This is a genomic window from Pantoea sp. SJZ147, from assembly GCF_007828605.1.
Lineage (GTDB): Bacteria > Pseudomonadota > Gammaproteobacteria > Enterobacterales > Enterobacteriaceae > Pantoea > Pantoea allii.
Map to the genome: position 1 here is coordinate 105,111 of NZ_VIVB01000013.1, position 21,241 is coordinate 126,351.

Annotated in this window: 18 protein-coding genes and 1 other RNA gene; 8 read left to right on the forward strand and 11 right to left on the reverse strand. The window is 52.0% G+C overall.

Annotated elements, in window-relative coordinates:
- The first annotated feature begins 49 nt into the window (after positions 1-49).
- The 4 genes from FBY13_RS18575 to FBY13_RS18590 all read left to right on the forward strand — a co-directional run bounded on the left by FBY13_RS18575 (position 50) and on the right by FBY13_RS18590 (position 5,059).
- Positions 50-1,183 (forward strand): amidohydrolase/deacetylase family metallohydrolase, encoded by a 1,134-nt coding sequence (locus FBY13_RS18575; RefSeq protein WP_145394844.1) that lies wholly within the window; start codon positions 50-52, stop codon positions 1,181-1,183.
- Positions 1,167-2,282, forward strand: a complete 1,116-nt coding sequence (locus tag FBY13_RS18580) for a DgaE family pyridoxal phosphate-dependent ammonia lyase (protein ID WP_063877370.1) — start codon at positions 1,167-1,169, stop codon at positions 2,280-2,282. The genes FBY13_RS18575 and FBY13_RS18580 overlap by 17 nt, the downstream gene beginning before the upstream one ends.
- Position 2,283: 1 nt before the next feature.
- Positions 2,284-3,024 (forward strand): KDGP aldolase family protein, encoded by a 741-nt coding sequence (locus FBY13_RS18585; protein ID WP_145394845.1) that lies wholly within the window; start codon positions 2,284-2,286, stop codon positions 3,022-3,024.
- A 124-nt stretch (positions 3,025-3,148) separates the two neighbouring features.
- Positions 3,149-5,059 carry a transcription antiterminator gene (locus FBY13_RS18590; RefSeq protein ID WP_145394846.1) on the forward strand — a complete coding sequence of 637 codons (1,911 nt, stop codon included), beginning with the start codon at positions 3,149-3,151 and terminating at the stop codon, positions 5,057-5,059.
- Between the two features lie 25 nt (positions 5,060-5,084).
- Here the strand turns inward: FBY13_RS18590 and FBY13_RS18595 are convergent, their stop codons facing one another.
- The gene (locus tag FBY13_RS18595) at positions 5,085-5,984 is read right to left on the reverse strand and encodes a LysR family transcriptional regulator (protein WP_063877367.1); all 900 of its coding nucleotides are present in this window, start codon (positions 5,982-5,984) and stop codon (positions 5,085-5,087) included.
- A gap of 129 nt (positions 5,985-6,113) precedes the next feature.
- On the opposite strand from FBY13_RS18595, the gene FBY13_RS18600 reads away from it, so the two are divergent.
- Entirely contained in the window at positions 6,114-6,818 is a 705-nt protein-coding gene (locus tag FBY13_RS18600) for a pirin family protein (protein ID WP_063877366.1), read from the forward strand.
- A 166-nt stretch (positions 6,819-6,984) separates the two neighbouring features.
- Here the strand turns inward: FBY13_RS18600 and dolP are convergent, their stop codons facing one another.
- Genes dolP through FBY13_RS18620 form a run of 4 tightly spaced genes read right to left on the reverse strand, consistent with a single transcriptional unit; the run spans position 6,985 to position 10,566 of the window.
- The gene (gene dolP, locus FBY13_RS18605) at positions 6,985-7,557 is read right to left on the reverse strand and encodes a division/outer membrane stress-associated lipid-binding lipoprotein (protein ID WP_063877365.1); all 573 of its coding nucleotides are present in this window, start codon (positions 7,555-7,557) and stop codon (positions 6,985-6,987) included.
- A gap of 14 nt (positions 7,558-7,571) precedes the next feature.
- Positions 7,572-8,159, reverse strand: coding sequence for a DnaA initiator-associating protein DiaA (gene diaA, locus FBY13_RS18610; RefSeq protein WP_013027345.1), 588 nt, complete (start codon positions 8,157-8,159; stop codon positions 7,572-7,574).
- Between the two features lie 14 nt (positions 8,160-8,173).
- Positions 8,174-8,569, reverse strand: coding sequence for a YraN family protein (locus FBY13_RS18615; RefSeq protein WP_063877364.1), 396 nt, complete (start codon positions 8,567-8,569; stop codon positions 8,174-8,176).
- Positions 8,527-10,566: a penicillin-binding protein activator gene (locus FBY13_RS18620; protein ID WP_145394847.1), complete on the reverse strand. Its 2,040-nt coding sequence runs from the start codon at positions 10,564-10,566 to the stop codon at positions 8,527-8,529. Before FBY13_RS18620 ends, FBY13_RS18615 begins: the two co-directional genes overlap by 43 nt.
- A gap of 62 nt (positions 10,567-10,628) precedes the next feature.
- On the opposite strand from FBY13_RS18620, the gene rsmI reads away from it, so the two are divergent.
- The 3 genes from rsmI (at position 10,629) to FBY13_RS18635 (ending at position 14,336) form a co-directional block, all read left to right on the forward strand.
- Complete coding sequence (gene rsmI / locus FBY13_RS18625) at positions 10,629-11,489, forward strand: 16S rRNA (cytidine(1402)-2'-O)-methyltransferase (protein WP_145394848.1); 861 nt, start codon at positions 10,629-10,631, stop codon at positions 11,487-11,489.
- A gap of 63 nt (positions 11,490-11,552) precedes the next feature.
- Positions 11,553-11,928: RNase P RNA component class A (rnpB, locus tag FBY13_RS18630), an RNA gene on the forward strand.
- 797 nt (positions 11,929-12,725) lie between these two features.
- Positions 12,726-14,336 carry a glucan biosynthesis protein gene (locus FBY13_RS18635; protein WP_145394849.1) on the forward strand — a complete coding sequence of 537 codons (1,611 nt, stop codon included), beginning with the start codon at positions 12,726-12,728 and terminating at the stop codon, positions 14,334-14,336.
- A 62-nt stretch (positions 14,337-14,398) separates the two neighbouring features.
- Here the strand turns inward: FBY13_RS18635 and FBY13_RS18640 are convergent, their stop codons facing one another.
- The 6 genes from FBY13_RS18640 to FBY13_RS18665 form a co-directional block, all read right to left on the reverse strand.
- Complete coding sequence (locus tag FBY13_RS18640) at positions 14,399-15,424, reverse strand: fimbrial protein (protein ID WP_145394850.1); 1,026 nt, start codon at positions 15,422-15,424, stop codon at positions 14,399-14,401.
- 23 nt (positions 15,425-15,447) lie between these two features.
- Positions 15,448-15,957 carry a fimbrial protein gene (locus FBY13_RS18645; protein ID WP_145394851.1) on the reverse strand — a complete coding sequence of 170 codons (510 nt, stop codon included), beginning with the start codon at positions 15,955-15,957 and terminating at the stop codon, positions 15,448-15,450.
- Positions 15,954-18,461, reverse strand: a complete 2,508-nt coding sequence (locus FBY13_RS18650) for a fimbria/pilus outer membrane usher protein (protein ID WP_145394852.1) — start codon at positions 18,459-18,461, stop codon at positions 15,954-15,956. The genes FBY13_RS18645 and FBY13_RS18650 overlap by 4 nt, the downstream gene beginning before the upstream one ends.
- 20 nt (positions 18,462-18,481) lie before the next feature.
- Complete coding sequence (locus FBY13_RS18655) at positions 18,482-19,159, reverse strand: molecular chaperone (RefSeq protein ID WP_096011223.1); 678 nt, start codon at positions 19,157-19,159, stop codon at positions 18,482-18,484.
- 51 nt (positions 19,160-19,210) lie between these two features.
- Entirely contained in the window at positions 19,211-19,735 is a 525-nt protein-coding gene (locus tag FBY13_RS18660) for a fimbrial protein (RefSeq protein ID WP_063877357.1), read from the reverse strand.
- 145 nt (positions 19,736-19,880) lie between these two features.
- Positions 19,881-20,417, reverse strand: coding sequence for a hypothetical protein (locus tag FBY13_RS18665; RefSeq protein ID WP_145394853.1), 537 nt, complete (start codon positions 20,415-20,417; stop codon positions 19,881-19,883).
- Between the last annotated feature and the right edge of the window lie 824 nt (positions 20,418-21,241).

Sequence of the window (21,241 nt, forward strand, 5' to 3'; positions counted from 1 at the left end):
GCGATGCCCGATCGGTTCAGGCCGATCGGGCGAGCCAAAGGAGGTTTCTATGTACGATCTGATTCTGCGTCGGGCACGTTTGCCGGATGACAGTCTGATCGATATCGCCATACGCGACGGTAAAATTGCCGCCGCAGGCGAGGTGAGCGGCAGGGCAACAGTGGAAAAAACGCTGGCGGCGGACTGTTATCTTAGCGCTGGCTGGATCGATTCGCACGTGCACTGCTACGCCAACTCGCCGATCTATCACGATCACCCTGACCACGTCGGTGTGGCGTGCGGTGTAACCTGCGTTGTGGATGCCGGCAGTACAGGGGCAGACGACATCGATGATTTCTGGCAGATCACGCGGGCCACCACCACCCAGGTCTACGCCCTGCTGAACATCGCCCGCACCGGCATTGTTACCCAAAATGAACTGGCGGATATGACGCAGATTGATCGCCCGGCGATAGCCGATGCGGTGCGGCGTCATCCTGACTTTATTCTGGGGTTCAAAGCCCGAATGAGCAGCAGTGTGGTGGGCGAAAACGGCATCACGCCGCTGGTGCTGGCAAAGGCGATTCAGCAAGAAAATGGCAACCTGCCCCTGATGGTACACATTGGTAACAATCCCCCGAACCTGGATGAAATCGCCGCGTTACTGACCTCCGGTGACATCATCACCCATTGTTACAACGGCAAGCCGAACCGCATTCTGACGCCCGACGGGCAGCTCCGTGCGGCTGTGAAAAATGCGCTGGCGCGGGACGTGCGCCTTGATGTCGGCCACGGCAGTGCCAGCTTCAGCTTTGAGGTGGCACGCGCGGCGATAGCGCAGGGCATTCTGCCGCACAGCATCAGTTCGGATATCTACTGCCGCAATCGCCTGAACGGGCCGGTTTATACCCTGGCGCACGTGATGTCGAAATTTTTCAATGTGGGGATGACGCTGCCGCAGATTATTGCCTGCGTAACTCATCAGGCGGCCAGCGGGCTGAGATTGCACAGCAAAGGCAGTATCCAACCCGGCTATGACGCCGACTTTACCCTGTTCCGTGTGGCGCAGGAACCCGTGTCATTTGTGGATGCACAAGGGCTGACCGAACAGGGCGATCGCCAACTTATTCCACTGGCGGCGATCGTCGCTGGTGAGTGCTGGATGACTGAAGAAGGGAAAAAACACAATGTCTTCACTGTATGAGAAATATGGCCTGAAGCAGGTCATTAATGCCTCTGGGCGCATGACCATCCTTGGCGTGTCCACACCGGCCCGCGACGTGGTTGAGACGGTTGAGTACGGCCTGGAGCACTATTTTGAAGTCAAGGATCTGGTCGATAAGACCGGCGCTTACATTGCCAGGCTGCTGCAGGTAGAAAATGCGCTGGTGGTATCCTGTGCCTCAGCGGGCATCGCCCAGAGCGTGGCGGCGGTGATTGTAAAAGACGATGACTGGCTGCTGGATAACCTGCACACGGCACCGCTAACCGTAGCGCATGACATCGTGGTGCCGAAAGGCCATAACGTGAATTACGGCGCGCCCGTCGGCAGCATGATCGCGCTGGGCGGCGGTCGGGTTGTGGAGGCCGGCTACAGTAATGAGTGCTCTCCACAGCAGCTTGCCGCCGCGATCACCGCCCAGACGGCGGCCATTCTTTATGTGAAGTCGCATCACTGCGTGCAAAAGAGCCACCTGAGCGTCGCGCAGGCGGCAGAGGTGGCACGTAAGCATGGCGTGCCGCTTATCGTGGATGCCGCCGCAGAAGAAGATCTGCAGTGTTATTACCAGGCGGGTGCCGACCTGGTCATCTACAGCGGAGCCAAAGCCATCGAAGGCCCTACCAGCGGCCTGGTTATCGGGAAGCATCAGCTTGTTGAGTGGGTGAAGCGCCAGAGCAACGGCATTGGTCGCACCATGAAAGTCGGTAAAGAGGGCATTCTGGGACTGACGCAGGCGATTGAGTCCTACCTGACCCAGCCAAAAACCACCGGCGCGCAGATGGTGGAAAAAATGACGCCTTTTATCAACAACCTCAACGGGCTGAACGGCGTGAGCGCCCGCGTTGTGTGGGATGCCGCCGGACGTGACATTGCCCGTGCAGAAATTCACTTTGATGAACGCGCGATCGGGCACCAAACCGGCGACCTGGTGCAGGCCCTGAAAAACGGCGATATCGCCATTTACTTCCGTGGCTACAAGGCCAACGAAGGCATTATTGAGGCCGACGTGCGCAGCGTCAGTGCTGACCAGTTGCATATTATTTTCACCCGCATTCAGGCGCTGTTAACAGGAGAAAAATAGCATGACGCTCACCCCAAATTTTTATCAGGACCGCCTGTGCCTTAACGTGCTGGCTGGCTCAAAAGAGAATGCCCGCGCTATCTGGCAGGCCGCAGAAGGGCACGTCCTGGTTGGCGTCTTATCGAAAAATTACACCAGCAACGACGCCGCCATTGCGGATATGCGCGAATACGCCGCGCTGATTGATAACGCGCTGTCCATCGGTCTGGGGGCGGGCGATCCTCGTATGTCGCAGAGGGTGAGTGAGATTGCAGCGGTGCTGCAGCCGCAGCACGTCAATCAGGTGTTCACCGGCGTGGGCACCAGTCGTGCGCTGCTCGGTCAGTCACAAACGGTGGTCAACGGGCTGGTTTCGCCCACCGGGACGCCGGGTAAAGTGAAGATTTCCACCGGGCCGCTCAGCTCACAGGCCAGCGACGGCATTGTGCCGGTCGATACCGCGATTGCGCTCCTGAAAGACATGGGCGGCAGTTCCGTGAAGTATTTCCCGATGGGCGGGCTGGCGACGGCAGAGGAGTTCCGCGCTGTCGCCGAAGCCTGTGCGAAGCAGGATTTTTGGCTGGAACCCACGGGCGGGATCGATCTGCAAAACGTCGGGCTGATCCTGCGCATTGCCCTGGATGCTGGCGTAAGCAAAGTGATTCCCCATGTTTACAGTTCGATCATCGACAGCGCCAGTGGCGAAACCCGCATAGAAGACGTGCGTCAGCTACTGGCCATCTGTAAAGGTCTGCTGGACTGAGTCCAGGCCTGTGCGCCGCTTCATGGACGTGATGACGGCGCACAGGCATGATAACGCTGCCGTCTGTTTTTGGCAGTCTGGCGTTTACCTCGTCCTTGTTAATGGCTGCAGCAGGTAACCCAACGTGAGATTTCCTAATCAGCGCCTTGCGCAACTGTTTGACGCGTTGAAAAACGAAACGCTGCCCCAGGATGAACTGGCGCGGCGCTTCGCTGTATCAACGCGCACCGTACGAACGGATATCACCGCGCTTAACGCCTTGCTACAGGAGCATGGGGCGCAGTTTGTGTTGAATCGCGGGGCGGGTTACCAGCTTAAAATTAGCGATGTGCAGCGTTTTAACGTGCTGCAACAGCAAACGCGCGCACCGCTGCGGGTGCCGCGTACTTCACACGACCGAATCCGCTACCTGCTGGTGCGCTTTCTGACCGCTGCTTATTCGTTGAAGCTGGAAAACCTGGCGGAGGAGTGGTTTGTCAGCCGTGCCACGCTGCAAAATGATATGGCTGACGTGCGCGACTGGCTCGGGCGTTATCAGTTGAGCATCGAAAGTAAACCCCATCACGGCATGAAACTGTTTGGCAGTGAAGTGGCGATCCGCACTTGCTTAACCGATCTGCTGATTCAGATCGAGCAAGAGCAGCCGGACAGCCCATTGATTGTGCCGGAATCGCTGGAAAACGGCCTGCTGGACACTCTGCAGCCGCTGCTGCAAAGCAGCTTTACCCAGCACAATATCCGCCTCAGCGATGAAGGCGAGCGCTATTTGCGCTTTTACTGCGCGGTGGCGATACGTCGTATCAATGAAGGCTACCCATTGAGCGATCCCCAGGCGGAAGAGATCGGTGATGACGTGCGCGAGTCGGCGCAAACCCTGATTCATGCGCTGCGGCCGCTCATCGCAAAACCCATTTCTCCGGCGGAAGAGAGCTGGCTGCGGGTAAATATCGCCGCCCGACGTATTCAGGACATGGCCCCCAGCGCCATTAATGCGGACGATGCGGATGCGCTGGTTGATTACCTGCTCAGTTTTATTAACACCCATTACTATTACAATCTCCAGAACGATCCACAGCTACGGGCCGATCTGCTGACCCACATTAAAACCATGATCACGCGGGTGCGTTACCAGATCCATATCCCCAATCCGCTGTTAAGCAACATCAAACAGCATTATCCGATGGCCTATGACGTGACCCTGGCGGCGGTGTCCAGCTGGGGCAAATATTCGCCCTATACCATCAGCGAAAATGAAATTGGCTTTCTGGTGCTCCACATCGGCGTCGGGCTGGAGCGCCATTATGATGTGGGCTATCAGCGTCACCCTCAGGTACTGCTGGTGTGCGACAGCGGCAACTCAACGCTCCGCATGATAGAAGCCATGCTGATGCGTAACTATCCGCAGTTGCAGGTCACCCAGTGCCTGTCGCAGCGTGAATATGAAGCCCGTCAGCGCATCGAAGAAGATTTTGTGATTTCCACCACGCGGCTGAGTGAAAAAGAGAAACCGGTTGTCGTGGTGGCGCCTTTCCCCACGGAATTTCAGCTGGAGCAGATAGGTAAGCTGGTGCTGGTCGATCGCACCCGACCCTATATGTTGGAGAAATTTTTTGATGCCCGTCATTTCAGGATTATCGACGAGCCGATGACTCAGTCTGCGCTGTTCCGGTTATTGTGCCATCAGCTGGAAGCGGAAGGCGTGGTGGACGACGCGTTTTATGCCTCCGTCGAGGAGCGTGAAGCCATTGTCAGCACCATGTTGGGTGAGGGCATCGCGCTACCGCACTCGCTGGGCCTGATGGCGAAAAAAACGGTCGTCTATACCGTTCTGGCCCCGCAAGGTATTCCCTGGGGAGACGATACGGCTTACGTGATATTCCTGCTGGCGATCAGCAAAAACGAGTATGAAGAAGCGATGGCTATCTACGACCTGTTTGTGACGTTTATGCGCGAGCGGGCCATGACGCGTTTACGTGACAGCAGCGACTTTGCCTGTTTTAAAACCGTCGCGCTGGACTGCCTGAGTCGACTGTAAACATCAGGGGATCGTTCTCGTCAGGTTAATTTTTCTTTGCCAGCAGGCGGGGGATTTCGCGCAGGCACCAGGCTTTTGCTTCCCCCATGCTGTCACGCCGCCATGCCATGATGATATCGACCTCGCGGGAATACTCCGGGCTGACCACCCGCAAGCGTCCCTCTGCAATGTCCTGTTCCACCATGTTATAAGGCATGGTTGCCACGCCCAAACCAGCCAGAAGCGCGCGACGTTTATCATCCATCGTACTGACGGTCAGGCGCTGTTGCTTATCCAGCAGTTGCACGGTCAGAACCGGGCGCTCACGGGCCGTATCCGCCACGGCAATACCGCGATATTTCACCCGCGTGACTTCTGAAAGCGGTTCAGGTTCGTCGTGGATCGGATGGTCCGGGCTGGCAACGTAAACGCTGATGATGCTGTAAAGTTTGCGGGTGTTAATCTCGGTAGAGGCGCGGAAATGCATATCCGGTGCAATCACGATATCGGCCCGCCCCTGTTCCAGCCTTTCCCATGCCCCCGCCAGGACTTCTGTCATGATGGAAATCTGCGTGTTGGCCTTGTCAGCCAGCTTAGTGACTAACGGAAACAGCGCATCGGTAGGGATTAATGCTTCCGTGACGATGGTCAGCTGGGTTTCCCAACCGCGCGCCAGCGCCTCGGCATCGGTAGTGAGTTTATCGGCGGCTTCCAGCAAAACCCGACCGCGCTCAAGCAGCATTCTTCCTACATTGGTGAACTTGGTACGGTGGCCTGAGCGGTCAAACAGGACCACATCCAGCTCTTCTTCCAGTTTCTGCATGGTGTAGCTGAGCGCCGAGGGCACGCGCCCTAACTCATCGGCGGCGGCGGCAAAGCTGCCACGGCGATCGATAGCATCCATCACACGCAATGCTTCGAGGGTTAACGCACGATCTTTAGCCATCCCGGTTCTCTGTCAGGAAATTTGAATATGCCGGGCAGATTAACTGGCTAACAATCCGGCGTCCAGACTTTTACCATAAAGGAATCATACCCGTCGTCGATCCTTGCCGACGGATGCAGGAGGTAAAGAATGATTACGACACGCAGTGCATCCGCTTGTGGTCAGGCCGATTACGGTTGGTTACAGGCGCGCTACAGTTTCTCTTTTGGCCACTATTTCGACCCCAAATTGATGGGTTATGCCTCCTTACGCGTTTTAAATCAGGAAGTTCTGGCACCTGGCGCGGCTTTTCAGCCGCGCACCTATCCTCAGGTGGATGTGCTGAACATCGTTTTGCAGGGAGAGGCGGAATACCGTGACAGCGAAGGCAATCACATCACCGTGAGTGAAGGTGAGGCGCTGCTCCTCTCCGCGCAGCCTGGCGTGAGCTATAGCGAACTTAACCCGAGTAAAGATCGCCCGTTAACGCGCATGCAGCTCTGGCTGGCAGCCTGCCCGGAACGTGAAAACCCGCGTATGCAGAAAATCACCCTGTCTGGCGGAACGCGTTCACAGTTGCTGGCTTCCCCCGATGGCAGCGACAACAGCCTTCAGCTGCGACAGCAGGTCTGGATTCATCAGCTTGAGCTGGCAGCAGGGGAACAACACCTGGTGCCGCTTCAGGGCGCGCGCGCCTATCTGCAATCCATCCACGGCGCGTTAGAGGCCTCAGCGGGTGCTGCGCACCATGAACAGTTGGGCTGTGGCGATGGCGCATTTTTGCAGGAAGAGCAGCAGCTGTGGCTGTCGGCAATAACGCCGACCCGCGCGCTGGTGATTGATATCCCGGTCTGATGTTTCTCGGGTGATGGCAGCGGATAACACCGCTGGTTGAGCGCAGTGTTCAGCCGCACGGCGAGCCGGTTAACGTTTGTTTGCCATATAAAAAAAGCCGCAACCCGAAAGGGTGCGGCTTTTCTGTGTGCGGCAGCAGCAGGTCTGGACAGCGGCTAACGCAGCGTTATTTCACCATCGTGAAGGCGGTAGTGACGTGTTTCACGCCGCTGACCCGGCTGGCAATATCTGCGGCGGCTTTGGCTTCGTCTGGCGTCACCAGGCCTAACAGGAACACTTCACCGTTTTCCGTGGTGACTTTCACACTTGACGATTTCACCTGATCGCTGCCCAGCAGCTGCGAACGGATCTTGGTGGTGATCCAGGTGTCAGACGATGAGGTGCCAAGGCTGACTTTCGGCCCAATCCGAATTTCGTTATACACTTCGGTTGCGCCGTCAACGCCCATGGTGATCTGTTTCGCGCGGTTGGCAATGTCCTGACTGGGTGCCTGGCCGGTTAACAGCACTTTGCCCTGATAGGCGGTGGCAATGACGCGGGCATCGGTTTTGATTTGCTGATCTTTTGCCAGCGCGTTGCTGACGCGTAATTCCAGCGTGCCATCATCAACCTGCGTCCCGACAGAGCGGGGATCGGTGGCGGTTTTGGTCGCAACAGCGGCGCTACCAGCAACTACCGCGACGCAGCCTTGCAGCAGCATGGCGGTTAAAACAATGGCTACAGCGTTCAATGCTTTCATTGGTGCTCCTTCCGTCATTCCTGGTGGGGAAACAAGGTGTTATCAATCAGATCGCACAAACAGTTGAGTGTTAACATATGCATCTCCTGAATGCGAGCACTGCGATGTGAAGGAATACGAATTTCCACATCCTGCGGTCCCAGCAATCCGGCTAATTCGCCCCCATCATAACCGGTAAGCGCAACGATAGTCATATCGCGCGTGACGGCGGCTTCAACCGCCTTCACGATGTCCCGTGTATTTCCTCGGGTAGAGATGGCCAGCAGCACGTCGCCGGTTTGTCCCAGCGCACGCACCTGTTTGGCATAGATCTCGTCATGCAGGCGATCGTTACTGATTGCCGTCAGCATCACGTTGTCCGCACTTAATGCCAGTGCGGGCAGGCTGGGGCGTTCGGTTTCAAAGCGGTTGATCATGCTGGCGGCAAAGTGCTGAGCATTCGCTGACGACGCGCCATTACCACAGCTCAGTATCTTGTTACCGTTAAGAAGTGACTGCACCATCGTCATCGCTGCCCGCGAAATGGCATCGGGTAACGCCTCTGCAGCTGCGATTTGAGTTTGAATACTTTCGGTAAAACACGCTTTAATTCTTTCCTGCACACGACCACCTGGTTCTAAACGTCTGCATTAAAGGCATTCGGCAACCATTCAAGCGCCGTGCCGGTAATGGCAATGATGTCGAAACGGCAATTCACTGTTTCAAAACTGCCGCCGCGTTGCGCCAGCCACAGAGAGGCGGCACGCAGCAGCTTGTGTTGTTTCTGTCGGGTAATGCTGGCCAGACTGCCGCCGAATCGGGCGTTACGTCGGTAACGCACTTCGACAAACACCCAACATTGTCTGTCTCGCATTATCAGGTCAAGTTCACCTGCGCGATAGTAAACATTGCTGGCGACCCATGTTAACCCCGCCCGCTCAAGATAGCGGCGGGCGAGTTGTTCATGCTCGGCACCCGTACGGCGGCGGTTTAGCTGGCCGGTACGATATTGCCCTGGCGATACTGGTTCCATGTCAACTTCCTGTTGATCACACAATCAGTGGTGGCGCTCAGCTTACCGGTATTGCCGTCGAGCGAGAAGCCCGGTACCTGACGCATCTGGTTGAAGTGGTTAGCCAGCGTCCAGGCATCAATCCCCATTGCGTACAGGCGCACCAGCGAATAGTCGTTATTAAACGATTTTGCGGCCTGCTGCATCAACGCCGGGTTAGCGCCGGACAGCAGAGGAATATCACTGAACTGCAGTCCTTCCATTTCCAGTCGGAAATCCGGGCCTGCTCCCGCCTGCGCGCTGCGCGAACTGGCATAGAGCGCAACGTTACTGCGGCTACCGGTACGCATGCTGATCATCGGTTTAATCAGCTGCAGTTCATCCTGAGTCGAGACGATGTAGGCGGCGTCTATCGCACCGCCACTGCTGGCTGCCGGAGCAGTGGTTTGAGGTGCCGGAATATTCAGTCCAGCAATGGATACGCTTTGCGGCTGAGAAGACGATGGCATGACAACCGGCGTACCGCTCATGCTGATACCGGCACCGCTGTTAATGCCTTGCTTGAGCTCTGAAACAGAACCAAAGCGCTGCTGAAGCACGGTGCTGCCACCCAGCGACTGCCACTCTTTCGTAAAGGCTGCCGTCACACGATCACCCAGACCATTACGCGGAACTAACAGCAGCGGCTGACGTTTACCCTGATCCCAGATGTGGTGCGCGGCATCGCGCGCTTCATCTTCAGGCGACAGCGCAAAATAGCACATATTGGGGTGGTTCTGGATGTGCTCTGGCTCGTTCAGGGCCAGTATGTTCAGCGGTGTCTGGCTGTTCGCGACGGATTCAACATTGTTTTTCAGCAGCGGTCCGACGACCAGTGTGGCACCGTCCTGCTGGGCCTGCTGCATCACCTGCGCGACAGGCTGGCTGCTGGTGTCATAAACCTTCACCTGGGCATTGCTGGCCGGTTCGGCAGCGGGCTGTTGCTGCTGTTGGGGCTGCTGCTGCGTCGTGGCCGGTTGCTGCCCGTTGCTGGCCTGCTGCGTTGCCGCAGGATTTGCTGACGGGCTGACGACCGCGTTCGCACCAGCAGGCTGCTGCTGATTCATCGCGATAGGATCTTGTGCACTGCCCGGCGTCGCCTGCGGGGCGGTCGCAAGGGTACCGTTTTTCGCGTCGTTGAACCCTTTCTGGATAGCACTGGCGAACATTTGCGCCTGACCGTTCAAGGGCAGCAGCAGCGCGATGGTGCTGGTCGAGGCTTTGGTGAAGTTCTGCGCCTGGCTCAGTTGGGTCGGTAGGGTTTTTGCCGCAGGGTTATCCGGATAGCGCGTCTGCCAGTCTTTGATAGCTGACTTCAGCATAGTGGCATCCTGGGCATTAGCATGCCAGGTCGTCAGCAGATCCAGCCAGCCCTGCAGAATGTTTTCATCGGCATTAATCACCAGCGAATTCATATCCTGCTGCGACAGTTGGGTCAGCGCCTGCCAGGTTGCATCAATATTCTTTTGGCGGTCATCACCTTTCAGCAATGGCTCCTGCGCAATATAGGCGCGAAGCAGGGCCAGGGATGTTTTACCCTGCGCACTGGCAATCTGTAAACCGAAGTAGCGGGCCAGTTGATCCTGAGACAGCTCACTGGTTTTCACCTGACTCAGGACCTGTTGAGCATCGGCAATCTTTTGCTGTCCAATCTGCGACTGGGCCTTCAACAGCAGTAATTCTTGCTGCTGTTTATCGGAAAGCTGAGCAGGCAGTTCATCGATGGCCTGCGCAGCCTGAGGATATTTTCCTTCTTTCAGCAGGGCGCGGATTGCGAGTAATTGCCAGTCGGTCTTGCTATCATCGCTGCTTTGCTGCACCTGCTGCAGATAGTAGGCAGAATTATTGGTAACGGGTCCCTGAATATCTACGGACTGGCTTTTGGGGCCCTGGCCGCTACACGCGGCTAAAATCAGACCAGCAAGAAGGACAGGCACAAAGCGTCCTGCTTTATGACGAACGATTTTTGAAGGAAGCATACTGTATCCAGTGATGTTTTTTTCAAGATGCTCAATATTAAATCGGCAATTCGGATGAAACAATGAAACAACTCGATCGGGCAGACATTTCCGCCAGCACGCTCTACATCGTGCCAACCCCAATAGGTAATTTGGCTGACATTACCCAGCGGGCGCTAGCGGTACTTTCCAGCGTCGATCTGGTCGCAGCGGAAGATACACGTCATACCGGACTGTTGCTACAACATTTCGCCATCAATGCGCGACTCTTCGCACTTCATGACCACAACGAACAGCAGAAAGCAGAAATCTTGCTAACCAGGCTGCAACAGGGAGAAAGCATAGCTCTGGTTTCGGATGCTGGCACGCCGTTAATCAACGATCCGGGTTATCACCTTGTCCGCCGTTGCCGTGAGGCCGGGATTCGCATCGTTCCTTTACCTGGTGCCTGTGCAGCGATAACAGCATTAAGCGCAGCGGGATTGCCGTCTGATCGTTTCTGTTACGAAGGGTTTCTGCCCGCCAAAACCAAGGCGCGTTGTGATGCCCTGCGGGCGCTGGCTGAGGAGCCGCGCACCCTGATTTTTTATGAGTCCACGCACCGTTTGCTGGACAGCCTGCAGGACATGGTGACGGAACTGGGTGCCGACCGCTATGTGGTGCTGGCGCGTGAGTTGACGAAAACCTGGGAAAACCTGAATGGCGCCCCGGTGGGTGAGCTCCTGGTCTGGGTGAAAGAGGATGAAAATCGCCGTAAAGGTGAGATGGTGCTGATTGTTGAAGGCCATCATCCCGACGAAGAGGCGCTTCCCGCGGAAGCCCTGCGCACGCTGGCGCTGTTACAGCAGGAACTGCCGTTGAAAAAGGCGGCAGCGCTGACGGCGGAGATCCACGGGGTGAAAAAGAATGCGCTCTATAAATACGCGCTGGAGCAACAGGCATAAGCCTGACGCGTTGCCTGCGCGCCGGGCGTGACAGCGCGAGCTAAACCCTCTATAATGCGCGCCGAAGCTGACCAGACAGTCGCCGCTTCGTCGTCGTCCTTCTCTGAAGGAGACGGGCGAAGGGGAGGAAAGTCCGGGCTCCATAGGGCAGGGTGCCAGGTAACGCCTGGGGGGGAAACCCACGACCAGTGCAACAGAGAGCAAACCGCCGATGGCCCAGTAATGGGATCAGGTAAGGGTGAAAGGGTGCGGTAAGAGCGCACCGCGCGGCTGGTAACAGTCCGTGGCACGGTAAACTCCACCCGGAGCAAGGCCAAATAGGGGTTCACATGGTACGGCCCGTACTGAACCCGGGTAGGCTGCTTGAGCCAGTGAGCGATTGCTGGCCTAGATGAATGACTGTCCACGACAGAACCCGGCTTATCGGTCAGTTTCGACTTCTTAATGCAAACCCCGCGCAAGCGGGGTTTTTGCTTTGTGGGGTGGTGTGGTGCAGTGCAGAAAGGCGATGAATGACTGTCCACGACGCTGTTCATAAAAGTACGCGGCTTACCGGTCAGTTCCGCCGTCTTAATGCAAACCTCACGCAGGCGGGGTTTTTGCTTTGTGGGGTGGTGCAGAAGGCGATGAATGACTGTCCACGACGCTGTTCATAAAAGTACGCGGCTTACCGGTCAGTTCCGCCGTCTTAATGCAAACCCCGCGCAAGCGGGGTTTTTGCTTTGTGGGGCGGGACGAGAAGGCGATGAATGACTGTCCACGACGCTGTTCATAAAAGCACGCGGCTTACCGGTCAGTTCCGCCGTCTTAATGCAAACCTCACGCAAGCGGGGTTTTTGCTTTGTGGGGCGGGGCGAGAAGGCGATGAATGACTGTACACGACGCTGTTCATAAAAGTACGCGGCTTACCGGTCAGTTTTGCGTTCTTAATGCAAATTCCGCGCAAGCGGGGGTTTTGCGTTGCGGCACCTTAACCTGATAAATACCTGTTCATCACGTTAAGAAGACAAAGGCCCTTTCGCTGAATGCTTTCACTTCTCAGGCAAATCCCATGCAATTAATTGCTGCCGCGCTATACGCTCATCCCACATGTTGACGTGATAGCCTGTCATCTGTTTGAGAGGCAAAGGTTTCTCTCAGCTATAGTTGAAGGCGGCTTACCGGCAGCAATCAGCTCACCATTTTGCCGCACATGGCGCGAATTCATTGAATGAGTATTAAAAAAACAGGTGGATCATGGTTACAAGAAGGACTTTACTGACTTATTCCGGGGCTTTTGCTGCCTTATCTGCATTAGGCATTTCCCCTGGCGCTATCGCAGCAGGTGTTCTCAAAATGGGTGATAGCAAAGCATTTAACTTTGAAACCTTAATTGCCCAGGCCAAAGCGCTGGCGGCTAAACCTTACGAAAAGCCCACTGAATTCGACCCGTCATTGTTATCCAACATAACCTATGACGCCTACATGAAAACGGTCTACAAACCGGACTATGCGCTGTTTAAAAACGCCGGACGGTTTCCTGTTACCTTTTTTATGGTCAACGGTTTACACCGTATGCCGGTGAAAATGCACGTTGTTGAAAATAACGCCGCGCGCGAAATCATACAAAATATTGATTACTTCACCACCACGGACAAAACCGTCAAGCTGCCTCCGCTTAAAGGTAACGTGTTTTCAGGATTTCGGGTGCTGGCCAGTCAGGATACGTTAAAAACGAATCCACAAAACGACTGGATATCCTTTATGGGGGCTTCCTATTTCCGCGCCATCGGCGAACTGGGCCAGTTTGGATTATCCGCGCGTGGCATCGCCCTGAATACCGTTCAGCCCGGCATGGATGAAGAGTTTCCTGACTTTACGGATTTCTGGTTTGAAGCGCCTAAAGATGACAGCAAAAACCTGACCGTCTATGCGCTGCTCAACGGGCCGAGCATCACCGGAGCCTATAAATTTATCCTGCACCGCAGCAAAGGCGTGGTGCAGGATGTCGAATGTACGTTGTTCCTGCGTAAAGACGTTCAGCGTTTCGGGATCGCCCCTCTGACCTCAATGTACTGGTTTTCAAAAACGGTCAAAGGCGCAGGCACAGACTGGCGTCCGGAAGTGCACGATTCAGACGGCCTGGCGATGTGGACCGGCAGCGGCGAACATATCTGGCGACCACTCAACAATCCTTTACGCGTGGTGACGTCGAGCTTTAACGACGAGAATCCGCGAGGATTTGGTTTGCTCCAGAAGGACAGAGCGTTCGACAGCTACCTTGATGCGGCTCACTATGAGCGGCGGCCCGATCTCTGGGTGGAGCCCATCGGCAAATGGGGCAAAGGCTCGGTGCTGCTGGTGGAAATCCCGACTGACGATGAAATCTATGACAACATCGTGGCCATGTGGGTGCCAGAATCTCCGGCTAAAGCGGGCGAACAGCATCACTTCCATTATCGACTGCACTGGCTGGCCGATGAGCCTTATCCTTCCACCCTGGCGCGTTGTGGTGCGACCCGACTGGGCAGGGGCGGTGTGCCGGGTTCCGACCGTCCGCACGACAGCCGTAAGTTTGCCGTCGAGTTCCGTGGCGATGTGCTCAACCATCTGCCGTCAGGCGTGTCGCCAGAAGCCGTCCTTTCTGCGTCGCGTGGCACGTTTGACAACGTGCTCGTGTCTAAATTGCCGGACGATTCAGGCAACTGGCTGGCACAGTTTGATTTGGTGGCGGGGGACGGTGATCCGGTAGAGCTTAAGCTTTATCTGAAAGCACAGGGCAACGTGGTGTCGGAAACCTGGTGCTACCAGTACCATCCGTTCAACTCGCCGGCAAAGCCTTGGCCAACGGCGTGTGAAACGAAATAAAGCAAAGGCAGCCCAACCTCAGGTTGGGCTGCCTGTTATGATCCCTGGTGCTGGTTTTCTAATTAATTATAAACAAACGTCAACGCTGCGGTGGCATTGGCTACGCCGGGTGTCAGGTCTCCGGTTCTGATATAGCGTGGTGTCACCTGGAAAGAGAGATTACTGGCCTCCGATGCGGTTTTGATCAGGTTTCTGCCCGGCGCACCGCCATACCTTGCCGGATAGCTGAGCTGAACCGGTGTCGTACTGCTATTGAGTAAAAGCTCAACCCCCACGCCTTGCGCATCTGATTCACCGGTTAAGTTCAGGGTGGTGGTCGTATTTGCCGGATTCGTTAAGTCACTGAAAATAGCCTCAACGATAACATTATCATCGCACTGCAAATTAATGGTTACCGGTTCACCAGCATATACGCTGTTAATATTAGGCAGTTGCTGCGTTCCCACGGCGCCCATATTCGCGACAAGGCTGCGCGTCATAATGTCACAGCCTTTGTTATTCACGGCCAGTGAGCTGATATTGGCATTCACCAGCACGGGATAAGTAGCGCTGAGTAAGTCTCTCATTTGTGCTCTGCCAGCGCTAAACGTGATGCTGTAAACGTTGGGGGAAATGATTTCGCCTGTCGTGACAAATTTGTATTGCAAGGTGGTCTGGACATTGGAAATACCCAAAAGCGATGTAGAAGTGAGTTTGGTTTCCGCAGAGCCAATGGGTAACATGCCGAGACTGGATGCGCCAGAAATCGTATTAGGTACCATTCTGGCTTTTAATACGACCCCAATGCCGGTGATGCCTGTTCTGTATATTGAATGATTACCCGAGCCATCATTGTAGCTGATACCGGTGGGGGAAAGATTGCTGGTGTCATACCAGCCATATTGCCATGTGCCTACCCGATGTGTTTGCCCACATGCGTTTGTATTCCAGCCGCTTAAATCAACGCCTGCCGAAGAAGGTGCTTGATTACTCATATTGACTGAAATGGCGGGTACGGTTATCTCACAGGAACTGTCTGTCTCATAGGCGTAAACCGACGGGTGAGCGCTAACCAGAATAATAAAAATCAGGATGATCAACTTATTCATAGAAACCTGCTTTATTAACACGTTTAATCGTATTCAAGGTTAAAAGTTGCGGTGGCATTAGCCATGCCGGGCTTAACCGCTGCGGTTGATTTATATCGAGAGTAAAACTTCAGCTCTGCGTCTGAATTGGGTGTCAGCGAATAATGTGCTGAAGCGAAATTTAACGGGATCGGGTTTTTCTCTTTATCCAGAATTTCAATGCCGATGCCACTGGCTGATTCATTCATTTCAGTGAGCCTCAGCAACGAACTGTCTGCCAGATCGGGCGTGCCCTCGAAAGTGACTTTAACGCCAGAGGCCAACGACGAGCAGTTACGTAAATAAATACTGAAAGGCACCAGTTCTGACGTTAACTGGCCCGCAGTAAAATCACGACTTGCCACCGTACCCATGTCAACCGACAACTCTCTGGCGTTGCTGTCCACCACACAACCATTTTCTGAAATAATGCCATTTATCTGAAGGACAATATCGTAGGCATGTGTGGATGAATAACAACAGAGTAAGGGGAGAAGAAGTAAAATTCTGATCATTCGCACCTCAGATGTTTTTTGATAATAATGCCGTTTGATGTGATGTTGGAAAGATCGAAGCGCAGATTGCAGCGTTGATCCTGACGGCTTCCCCAGCTTGCCGTGAGCGTTCCACTTTCCGGTATACCTGAAAGGAAGACGTTGCCGTTGTCGCCGACAATGCTGCTAATCGCAGGGTCTTTTACTGTCACAAGGGTACCCAACGGCAGGGCTTTACCATTTTGCGTCAGCGTAAATAACGCCTGAAGCCCTTTCCTGACATCATATTTAGCGCGCGTCAGCGCACCCTGAGTCGGCACCGTATTTTTAACCGCTTCCTCCAGTGTGATATCTGGCGGCAGTGTTGACTGGTCGAGCGCAATGCGGTTATTTCTGTATGCGGTGGCGTAAGGAAGATAGGTATATCCGCGCCAGTCGGTTTTAACGCCCGTTCTGTTTTCAACGGATAATCCTGAGGCACCTGCTGCATCGACAAGTATATTGGTGTCCCCCAGCGCCTGACCAAAGGTTATTCCCTCCTGGTGAATAATGACACCGCCATCAATCCCAATACTCGCCTGACGATAGTGTTTACTGTAACTGTAATTTGATGTGACGGCGTTATAGGCTCCGTTGTAGGTCAGCCCGGCACTCCCGCCGTAGGCCTGGCCATTATTGCTGTAAGATTGTTGAAGATTATAACTGAGGTTTCTGTTTTCCAGCGCAACCCCGTTAATTCCCGTCGAATGGGTATAATTCCCTTTCGCATCATAGTGTGTTCCAGCCGTTGCCCAGGCCCGGCGTGCAGTGTGAGGGGCGGAATTCCGGGTAAATTTATCCAGCGGCAAAGAAAATAATAAAGATAGGCGTTTATCCGTTTCCATTTGCCACGGATTACGGTTATAGCTCAAAGCCAGTCCTGCGGTAATGTCGTAAAGTGTGGTATTAAAACCGGCCTGTAACGTCGTGTTTTTCTTTCCCATGTTCCAGTAAGTTTGTTCTAAACCGGTGAGATAGACAGAACCGAATTCACCCAGATCCTGAGATAAACTGGCCTGAAGTTGACCTTTACGGGCAAAGCGTAGGTTATAAGTTGTATCAAGATTCAACGAGCCATCTGTATTGAAACCACGACCGTCAATTTTTTTCCATGTGGTATCACTAAAATTATAAAATCCGTCAGTGGTAAAGCGATAGCTTAATAATTGGAACGTTGTGCCAGAGGTGTTCAGCGATTTCGCATACTGAAACTTATAGGCGTTTCCGGCATGCTGACTTTTATCGGCTAACGTACTCTGGGCATGGGTTGCATCAACCGAAATTGCGCCCATAAAGCCCAGGTTCATGCCTAAGCCCAATGACCAAGCTTTATAATTATCGCTTAACTGACCACCGCCATAGAAAGACATTCCATAGGGTAAACCTGCAATAAGCGTGGCCTGAAAAAACTCCGGTGAATCTTGCATTGTCAGACCACGGTATTTCCCGGAGGTCAGACTGTATTTGATGCTACCTTCTCGTTGTAATACCGGCAGAGAAGAGTAAGGCATGGTGTAAGACTGAACTTGCCCATCACTTTCTGTAATGTTGACCGTCAGATCGCCGCTGCTTCCCGTGGCGTAGAGATCGGTTAATTCAAAGGGCCCTGGAGGAACGTAGGTTTCATAAACAACATAGTTATTTTGTTTCACCGTCACTCTGGCATTGGTTTTCGCTATGCCTCTGACCACGGGTGCAAAGCCTCGACGGCTGTCAGGCAGCATCGCCTCATCCGACGAAATTTGCAGACCTCTGAAATTGAAGGTGTCATAGATCGCATTGGACGTGCTGTATTCACCTATTGTTATGATGCTGTCGAAGTCTAACAGCGGACGTTGTAAGTAAGTGCGGATGTTTTTCCATTCGCTGTTACGCGAATCGTGGGTTTCATTAAACGTCCAGGTTGAATTATTTCTTAAGCGCCAGGCACCGAGGTTGGCACCGCTATCCAGGGCCAGAAAATGATTTTCCGCGTCATAGTGATTGACCTTGCCGGTTGAGCCGCTGTATCGATAGTTAAGCAGTAACGCTGGGATACCGTGATCCCACCGCGTTTTGGGTATGTGCCCTCGCGCGGTATTGAAAAGCACGGATTGTGGCGCGCTAATCTCAACTTTTAGCTTCTCTGGCACAAAATTAACATGAGAACCTGGTATGTCATCTTCTATGAAAATACAGGCGCCGGGTTTAGTTATGTCACGGGTATTAATCCCGACAGCGACCAGGATTTTCTCATCGAAACATGGAACAATGTTCTTACCTTTCTCAATAAACTTTATTTCCGCCGAAGTGGCATAATCGCTGTTCAGATAGATATCAACTAAATAAATACCGGGCGCGATAACATTGCCATTTTGAAAGTTTTCCAGATCGGCTACAGATGAGACTGTTGAATCAATCAGCCCAGGATTAAATTTATAGTTGGCGGTGGCCTGAAAGGGGAAATGTATCAGAACAATCAATGCCAGTTTTCCATAACATTTCATCTTAATCTCCGGTTTTCAATTTATCTGACATGCACGACAGGCTCCATACCGCCGTAATCGTTAATAACCTGATAAGTCATCTCCTTTGCCGGAGCAATATCAATGCTTGTCTTACCAAAAGGCGCAAGTGTGATGCTTCTTGTTTCAAGAAATTGATTTTTGCTCTTTATATTGGCGACATTGATATAATAAGGCGTTGGGTTATTAAAGGTGACCAGGCTGTCTTGTCGGGTGGTTTGCAGTTTTTTAATGGCTTCGCTGCTACTTAATGGAAGATTGTTGGGGCGATAAAATAGTTTTAGCCGACTGACGATGGCAAACTGTAGGCTGCTGCTATCAGGTTCGGTGTTATTATTTTGCGATGGTATCGCTTTGACATTAAGCCAGTATAAGGTTTCACGATCGGACGGGCGCTTCTCGCCAGAAAAAATGATGCGTAACAGGTTTTCTTTATTGGGCTGAATAATGAATAGCGGTGGTGTAAGAACAAAATCATTGCTTTTATTGCTGGCGTCATCTTCAACCCATGACTGAATTAAATAGACTGCGGCTGTATCCGTATTGGTGACAGAAAGCGATGCTTGTTTAGCATTTTCATTATAAATAACGCGGGTAGCGCCTACACCAATACCGCCTGCATTAACGCTCAGACTGGCGCATAACAAGGCCATATAAAGTACAAATCTGATGATGTACATGTTTACCCTTACTTGAAGAGAATAATGGCAGGGTTTCCCCTGCCAGTGTTATCAGGCATAAGTGATAGTAAAATTGGCAGAGCTGTCGACGGAACCCACGGTGACCGTGTCTGAAACCGATATCATGTCTGCTTTAAAGGTATAGATATTGGTACTGCCGGACAGTGCTTCTGCTGGCGTAGCCGTACCGAGGGTGATCTCGGCATTGTTATTATCAACAAGATAGACGCCAACCCCTGCCGCGGTTCCGGTTGACTGAAGTGCATTTTGGGTTGCATCTTTTACGCCGTCAAACGTCACCGCTGCTGTGCTCGACGTGCCATCACACTGCTCTAAAATAATTTTAAAGGCTTTAGGATTTTGCGCCTTCGTTCCTGCGGTATCACCAAAGGTGCTGGCTTTGACCTGACCGAGTTGTACGGTTTGGTAGGCAGTATCACTGGAAACGACACAGGCTGTATTAACGACTTCACCTAGAAAATTAACGGTGCCACCATTGACTGTTGCGGCATGGCCCAGGGTATTTACGCCCATAAATAACATGGCAACAGAACTGATAAGTAACTTGTTTTTCATTTAAGAATTCCTTTTATATAATGAACTTTGACAGAATGTAACTAACTAATGAAATTTTAAAATATTGCTAATTGCCTCCTTTTCCTTATTGCCATTCTTCTGCTTTTTATCATGACGGGAGCAGTTGATGCTGAAAGGCATATGCCTAGTGACCCGAAAGAATATCTCTGCAAATGAGCAATCCATTCACATTGCAGTTATCTAATCCATGTTCTTTTAGTATTTTCCTTTTAAGTCCATAAAGATATTTCAAAGAAAGATTATATTTCATTGCAATTTCACGCATTCCTTTACCCTTGCAAATCATATAAATGATCTGGTATTCAATCTTTGAGGTGTATCTTTTTATCACGTCGCTTTCTTTTACGTTCTGCAGAACGTCAATAAGATCCTCTTTTGTGATCTTTTTTGAAACAATTCGCGGATATTTTTCCTGCGTATCGTGGCAAACCAAAAAATCAGCAATAATAATAACTCTGGGTCCATGCGCCTTCTGGTTTGAAAGATAGTTTCTACGTTTAATATGATCCTGGATCGATACGATGAGAAGATCGTTTTTATCAGGATGGAACGTTGTAAACCTGTTTGTGTTAATGAATGCTTTATCACAATGTAACCCACATAAGCTTGTTTCCAGGCCGATGAGAAAATAGCTGTCATCGGAAATAAAATACGTTTTCATTCATTACCTTGATGACATTATCTCTTGTTTGAGTGTTTTACTGACTGTGTAAATAGTGCCTCATCACTTTTTTTTCATCATTCTAAGTTGGTTTTTTTTATTGTCCACACTCAGGTTTTTCTCTTTTTTTCTAACAAATGAAATTTAGCCTGTCTTTGTTTTTTGTTTTAAGAGAATATAAATTAGCTTATTTAATAAATAACCTTTGTTAGTTAACTTTATGTTTTTATTGTTTTCATCATATTGATTTCATTGAATAAAAATAATTTACAGTTTAATCAAAAACTTATATTCACAATGAGTTACGGATATATGACTGCGATTTAAATGAACACTGGTCTATAATATTGTCATTTTGTGATTTTTGAAGATAATCTATTGCTTATGTTCGGTATTTTTTAAAATAAAGGTTGATGCTGATAAATATTATTCTAACTTGATCAGAATATATGTTGGTTTCGTAGAAAACTCCTGGAAATGTTAAAGTCAGCTTTATGCCTGTTTTACCTATCAATATGAATTTATCAATGGAAAAAAACATTATTTACTGACGGTGTTTTTTAATCATCCTCTAAGCGTCAGGCATCTTTTCTCTCAGTATTATCTTTTCATTCACATTGAGTTGCGATGATTTATAAGAAAGCGCAACAATCTAATAGCATCTTATGCGATATAACCCTTTGCTCTCTTTATGATGACGTGTGTTCCTTTTATTCTTGTCATCGTTACTCTGTATGATAAATGTGCACTTTGCCCTGACAGGGCGAGGGGCGAGAAGCAATGACGTTATGAAAGCCTTGTTGATGCCGATGCGGGCCCCTTTT

What these genes read in the sequence shown, in the direction of transcription:
- FBY13_RS18585 (WP_145394845.1), top strand. Translation starts at nt 2,284, where the DNA reads ATGACGCTCACCCCAAATTTTTATCAGGACCGCCTGTGCCTTAACGTG.
- FBY13_RS18595 (WP_063877367.1), bottom strand. Translation starts at nt 5,984, where the DNA reads ATGGCTAAAGATCGTGCGTTAACCCTCGAAGCATTGCGTGTGATGGAT.
- FBY13_RS18615 (WP_063877364.1), bottom strand. Translation starts at nt 8,569, where the DNA reads ATGGAACCAGTATCGCCAGGGCAATATCGTACCGGCCAGCTAAACCGC.
- FBY13_RS18600 (WP_063877366.1), top strand. Translation starts at nt 6,114, where the DNA reads ATGATTACGACACGCAGTGCATCCGCTTGTGGTCAGGCCGATTACGGT.
- rsmI (WP_145394848.1), top strand. Translation starts at nt 10,629, where the DNA reads ATGAAACAACTCGATCGGGCAGACATTTCCGCCAGCACGCTCTACATC.
- FBY13_RS18575 (WP_145394844.1), top strand. Translation starts at nt 50, where the DNA reads ATGTACGATCTGATTCTGCGTCGGGCACGTTTGCCGGATGACAGTCTG.
- FBY13_RS18645 (WP_145394851.1), bottom strand. Translation starts at nt 15,957, where the DNA reads ATGATCAGAATTTTACTTCTTCTCCCCTTACTCTGTTGTTATTCATCC.
- FBY13_RS18655 (WP_096011223.1), bottom strand. Translation starts at nt 19,159, where the DNA reads ATGTACATCATCAGATTTGTACTTTATATGGCCTTGTTATGCGCCAGT.
- FBY13_RS18640 (WP_145394850.1), bottom strand. Translation starts at nt 15,424, where the DNA reads ATGAATAAGTTGATCATCCTGATTTTTATTATTCTGGTTAGCGCTCAC.
- FBY13_RS18665 (WP_145394853.1), bottom strand. Translation starts at nt 20,417, where the DNA reads ATGAAAACGTATTTTATTTCCGATGACAGCTATTTTCTCATCGGCCTG.
- dolP (WP_063877365.1), bottom strand. Translation starts at nt 7,557, where the DNA reads ATGAAAGCATTGAACGCTGTAGCCATTGTTTTAACCGCCATGCTGCTG.
- FBY13_RS18580 (WP_063877370.1), top strand. Translation starts at nt 1,167, where the DNA reads ATGTCTTCACTGTATGAGAAATATGGCCTGAAGCAGGTCATTAATGCC.
- FBY13_RS18635 (WP_145394849.1), top strand. Translation starts at nt 12,726, where the DNA reads ATGGTTACAAGAAGGACTTTACTGACTTATTCCGGGGCTTTTGCTGCC.
- FBY13_RS18620 (WP_145394847.1), bottom strand. Translation starts at nt 10,566, where the DNA reads ATGCTTCCTTCAAAAATCGTTCGTCATAAAGCAGGACGCTTTGTGCCT.
- FBY13_RS18650 (WP_145394852.1), bottom strand. Translation starts at nt 18,461, where the DNA reads ATGAAATGTTATGGAAAACTGGCATTGATTGTTCTGATACATTTCCCC.
- FBY13_RS18660 (WP_063877357.1), bottom strand. Translation starts at nt 19,735, where the DNA reads ATGAAAAACAAGTTACTTATCAGTTCTGTTGCCATGTTATTTATGGGC.